Annotated in this window: 2 tRNA genes; both read right to left on the bottom strand. The window is 48.8% G+C overall.

Annotated elements, in window-relative coordinates:
* Positions 1–267: 267 nt before the first annotated feature.
* Positions 268–343 (bottom strand) — tRNA-Ala (locus M8318_RS00220).
* Positions 344–391: 48 nt separating this feature from the next.
* A tRNA-Ile gene (locus M8318_RS00215) sits at positions 392–468 on the bottom strand.
* Between the last annotated feature and the right edge of the window lie 48 nt (positions 469–516).

The raw sequence follows: 516 nt of genomic DNA, 5'->3' as shown, positions 1-516 counted from the left end.
ACGTCCTTCATCGCCTCTGACTGCCTAGGCATCCACCGTGTACGCTTAGTCGCTTAACCTCACAACCCGAAGATGTCTCTTTCGATTCATCATCGTTTTGCGAAAATTTGAGAGACTCGAACACACCGCTTATCTGCTCTTATTACGGAGAGCAGACACAGTGTGTCGTTTCAATTTTCAGCTTGATCCAGATTTTTAAAGAGCAAAACTTCGCAGCGCACCTTCGCAGGTACACTCTGAAGTTTTTGTGTTGTCGCAGTAAAAGGATGGTGGAGCTATGCGGGATCGAACCGCAGACCTCCTGCGTGCAAGGCAGGCGCTCTCCCAGCTGAGCTATAACCCCATCGCAAAATGCTAATCTCTGTACCGCTCATCCTTACAAGAAGGAGTTTGGTAGGCCTGAGTGGACTTGAACCACCGACCTCACCCTTATCAGGGGTGCGCTCTAACCACCTGAGCTACAAGCCTGCAGAGATTTTTTACTGCTTACTTTTCATCAGACAATCTGTGTGGACA

Origin of the sequence: Leclercia tamurae, assembly GCF_025566055.1 — a bacterium.
Classification (GTDB): Bacteria; Pseudomonadota; Gammaproteobacteria; order Enterobacterales; family Enterobacteriaceae; genus Enterobacter; species Enterobacter tamurae.
The sequence above is the reverse complement of the archived record's forward strand: the minus strand, read 5'-3'. Positions and strand labels throughout refer to the sequence as shown.